General features: G+C 71.7%; 3 protein-coding genes. 2 read left to right on the top strand and 1 reads right to left on the bottom strand.

What is annotated here, in order from left to right; translation table 11 throughout:
- Both B0W88_RS30025 and B0W88_RS30020 read left to right on the top strand, forming a co-directional pair.
- A partial coding sequence (locus tag B0W88_RS30025; RefSeq protein ID WP_198937979.1) for a triphosphoribosyl-dephospho-CoA synthase occupies nucleotides 1-342 on the top strand: 342 nt, incomplete at its 5' end.
- A complete protein-coding gene (locus B0W88_RS30020) occupies nucleotides 321-1,163 on the top strand; it encodes an acyltransferase domain-containing protein (protein WP_077038179.1) in 843 nt (280 codons plus the stop codon). The genes B0W88_RS30025 and B0W88_RS30020, both read left to right, overlap by 22 nt.
- On the opposite strand, the gene B0W88_RS30015 is transcribed toward B0W88_RS30020, so the two are convergent.
- Nucleotides 1,164-4,309, bottom strand: a 3,146-nt coding sequence (locus B0W88_RS30015) for an amidohydrolase family protein (protein WP_077038178.1), incomplete at its 5' end; no start/stop codon positions are given.

The raw sequence follows: 4,309 nt of genomic DNA, 5'->3' as shown, positions 1-4,309 counted from the left end.
CGCCGGCACGGCCTGCGCGGCGCCTCTGCCGAGGCCGCGCTGGGCTTCCCGGTGTTGTTCGAGCAGGTGCTGCCGGCGCTGCCGCAGGGGCGGCTGGCGGTGCTCTTCCATGCGATCGCCGCGCTGGATGATTGCAATCTGGCCCATCGCGGCGGCCTCGAGGGCCTGCGGGACGCCCAGGCGATGGCGCGCGGCTGGCTCGCCGACCGGACCGTCGCCCACGCCCGTGCCATCGGCCTTGCGTTCGAACGGCGACGGCTTTCGCCAGGCGGCGCCGCCGACATGCTGGCCGCCGCCTGCTGGTACGAGCGCCTGACGACATGCCCGCCTCCTTCGCCCTGATGTTCTCCGGCCAGGGCAGCCAGCATCCACAGATGCTGCGCTGGCTGCCCGGCGGCGACTGGCGGGCCGTCCTCGCCGACCCGGAGCGCGCGGCACGCAATGCCTTCGCCCAGCCGCTGTTGACCCGCACCGGCCTGGCCGCCTGGCAAGACCTGGCCCCGCGGCTGCCGCCGCCGGCCGCCATGGCCGGCTACAGCGTCGGCGAGCTGGCGGCGTTCGCCGCGGCGGGCGTGTTCGATGCCGACGCCGCCATCGAGCTGGCCGGCCTGCGCGCCGCCGCGATGGACGCCTGCCCGCCGGGCGGCCTGCTGGCCGTCAGCGGTGCGGCGCAGCTGGCATGGCCCGGCCTGGAGATCGCTATCCGCAACGCGCCCGAGCTGCACATCCTCGGCGGCCCCGACGCGGCCTTGCAGAAGGCCGAGGCGGCCTTCACGGCCCGCGGCCTGCGCTGCACGCGGCTGAAGGTGCAGGTGGCCTCGCACACCTCGCTGATGCGCTGGGCCGCCCGGGCCTTCGCGGCCGAGCTGGCCATGCGCCCGCTGCAGCCCCCGCGCCACCGGCTGCTCGACAGCCGCGGCGACACCATCCGCAGCCCCATATCGGCCGCCGCCACGCTGGCCGCCCAGATCGACCATGCGGTGCACTGGGACGACACGCTCGACGCCCTCCAGGCCCGCCAGCCCGCCTGCGCGCTGGAGATCGGCCCCGGCAGCGCGCTGGCCACGATGTGGAACCAGCGCTTCCCCGGCACGCCCGCCCGCTCGGCCGACGAGTTCGAGAGCGCGGAGGCGGTGGCCGCCTGGGTGCTCGCGAGACTCTGATCAGTCCTCGCCGTGGGTGTTGCCGAGGCCTTCGGCATCGATGCCCATGCTCTTGCCGTCCACGCCGTCGAAGAAGAAGGGCTGGCGGGCCTTCCTGCGCGGCGCCACCTCGTCCATCGTCTTCGCGTCGTAGAGGCGCCCGCCCTGCATCACCTGGCTGATGCGGTCGCTCTGGCGGATGTCCTTGAGCACGTCGCCGTCGATGATCACCAGGTCGGCCAGCTTGCCGGCCTCCAGCGAGCCGACGTCGCGGTCCAGGCCCAGGTAGTGGGCCGGGTTGGCGGTGGCGGTGCGGATCGCCTCCAGCGGGCTCATGCCGCCCAGTGCGAAGGTCCACATCTCCCAGTGCGCGCCCAGGCCCTCGCGCTGGCCGTGGGCGCCGATATTGACCGGCAGGCCGGCGCGCTGCAGCGCGGTGGCCGACTTCGCCACCGCGATCACGTTGTAGTCGGCATCCGGCGCCAGTTCGCGGCGCACGCTGCGCGACTGCAGCAGCGTCGGCGGCACGTAGCGCGACAGCAGCGGGTGCTGCCAGACGTCGGTATGGGCGTACCAGTAGTGCTCGCCGTCCAGGCCGCCGAAGGCGACGATCAGCGTCGGCGTGTAGCCCACCTGGGTCTGCGTCCAGAGCTGGGTCACGTCGTCGTAGACCTTCGCCACCGGCAGCGCGTGCTCGATGCCGGTATGGCCGTCCACCACCATGCTCATGTTCATCTGGAACAGCGAGCCGCCCTCGGGCACCACCATCATCCCCGTCTCGCGAGCGGCGGCGATGATCTGCTGGCGGGCGTCGCGGCGCAGCTGGTTGTAGCTCTTGACGCTGATCGCGCCCTCGGCCTTCTGGCGCTTCAGGTGGGTCAGTGCATCCTCGTAGTTACCGATCGTGGCGGTGAAGGGCGCCTTGGCGCCGTAGAGGATGGTGCCGGTGGAGTAGATGCGCGGCGCGACGATGGCGCCGGCCCGCTGCATCTCGGCCGCCGTGAAGATCTCGCCGTTGCGGTTGGACGGGTCGTGCAGCGTGGTCACGCCGAAGGCCAGCGAGGCGTAGTTGACCCAGCTCTGCTGCGGCACGATCTCGTTCTCGCCCATGGCGCCGTGCCAGTGCGCGTCGACCAGGCCGGGGATGATGGTCTTGCCGCGCGCGTCGATGCGCTGCGCGTCGGCCGGCACCTGCACCTCGCCGGCACGGCCGATGGCGGCGATGCGATCGCCGTTGACGACGATGACGCCGTCCTCGATCACTTCGTCACCCTTCATCGTGGCGATGCGCGCGCCGCTGATCGCGATGCGGCCCGCCGGCTTGTCGGCCTTCTGCATGAAGCCGATCGGCTGGCCCGCCTCGGCCGGCTTGAAGGGCTTGCTGCCGGGCTCGAAGGCCTCGCTCAGCGCGGTGCTGAACAGCTGGTCGCCGAGGACGAAGTGGACGCGGCCCGAATCGCCGCTCCAGTCCATGTACTCGCCGGCGTTGACGTCCAGCTGCCGGACCGGCAGCGCCTCCATCTTCGCGCCGACGGTGACCGGCTTGCCGGCCGCCGGCAGCGGCGTCACAAAGGCATGGAAGCGTTCGACGAAGCCGAGCCACCTGCCGTCGGGCGAGACCGCGTACTCGCTGGCGAAGTCGCTGCGGGCCACCTCGGTCTCCGAGCGATCCTTCAGCTCGATGCGGACCAGCTTGACCTGCGTGTCCACCTCGCCGGTGGAGACGCTGCGGGTGATGTAGACCGCGTCGCTGCGCTCGCCGAACTGCGGCGCGCCGCCGTCCTTGGCGATGCGCAAGGCCTGGCCCTTGCCGTCCGCCGCGGCCAGGTAGACGCCGGTGTCCAGCCCCTGCCAGGGCGTGGTCAGGAAGCCGCCGCGGGCCTTGACGTAGGCGACGGTCTTGCCGTCCGGCGAGAAGCGCGGCGCGAGGTACTTGCCCGGCGCCGGCGTGACCACCGTCTCGCGCCCGCTGGCCAGGTCGCGCACCCGCACCGCGCCGAGCTTCGCGTCGTTCCAGCTGACGTAGACCAGGCGCTTGCCGTCGCGCGAGAAGCTGGGGAAGTATTCGAGCTGCTCGTCGCTGGTGGTGAGGCGACGCGGCGTGCCGTTCGGGAGATCCTTGACGTAGAGCTTGCCCAGCGCCGAATAGACGACGCGGGAACCATCCGGCGACACCCGCGCCCAGCGCAGCTGGTGCACCGCGAACTCGGCCGGGGCCACCTCTTGCGGCACGCGCAGCGCCTCGCGCACCTCGCGGGTGTCGTTCACATGGAAGGGGATCTCCGCCGCCGTGCCCTTGAGCGGGTTGACGCGCCAGAGCTTGCCCTGGGCCCAGACGACGATCGCCTTGGCATCGGGCGTCCAGGCGAAGGCCGGGTACACGCCGTTGACCGACCAGGCCTCCTGCAGGTCGCGCTCCAGGCCGGTCCAGGCCGGCGTCTCGGCGCCGGTCGCCAGGTCCTTCAGGAACAGCGCGGTCTGCTGCGCGCCACCGGGCTGGCGCAGCCGGCGCACGAAGGCGAGGTACCTGCCGTCGGGCGAGGGCGTGGGCCGCACGGCGCCGCCGGGGCCGGTGACGAAGGGCTCGACCGAGCCGTCCGACAGGTCCTGGCGGAAGATGCGGAAGATCTCGCCGTTGCTGTCCTTGTTGTATTCGAAGACGCGGCCCGGCGTGGTGTCCTGCGAGTAGTACAGGAACTTGCCGTCGGGCGACACGGCGGGCTCGCCGAGGTCCTTCTGCCAGTTGGGCTTCTCGTTGAGCTGCACGCCCTTGGCGGTGGCCTCGGTCGAGTACATCCAGATCTCGCCGGAGCCCAGCGAACGGGTGCCGGTGTAGTGCTTGCGGGCCAGGATGTACTTGCCGCCGGGATGCCAGACCGGGTTGTTCAGCAGGCGGAAGTCTTCCTTGGTCAGCGCGTGGGGCTCGCTGCCGTCGGCATTCATGATCCAGACGTTGTCGCCGCCGCCGGCATCGCTGAGGTAGGCGATGCGCTTGCCGTCGGGCGAGAAGCGGGCCTGCTGCTCCCAGGCGATCGAGTGGGTCAGCGCCTTGGCCTCGCCGCCGTCGATCGGCAGCGTGTACAGGTCGCCCAGCAGGTCGAAGACCAGGGTCTTGCCGTCCGGGCTCACGTCCACGCTCATCCACGTGCCGCTGCGCGTGTCGAGGT

The sequence above is a fragment of the Pelomonas sp. KK5 genome (genome assembly GCF_001984095.1).
Classification (GTDB): Bacteria; Pseudomonadota; Gammaproteobacteria; order Burkholderiales; family Burkholderiaceae_C; genus KK5.
This window is presented reverse-complemented; position numbering and strand designations above follow the sequence as displayed.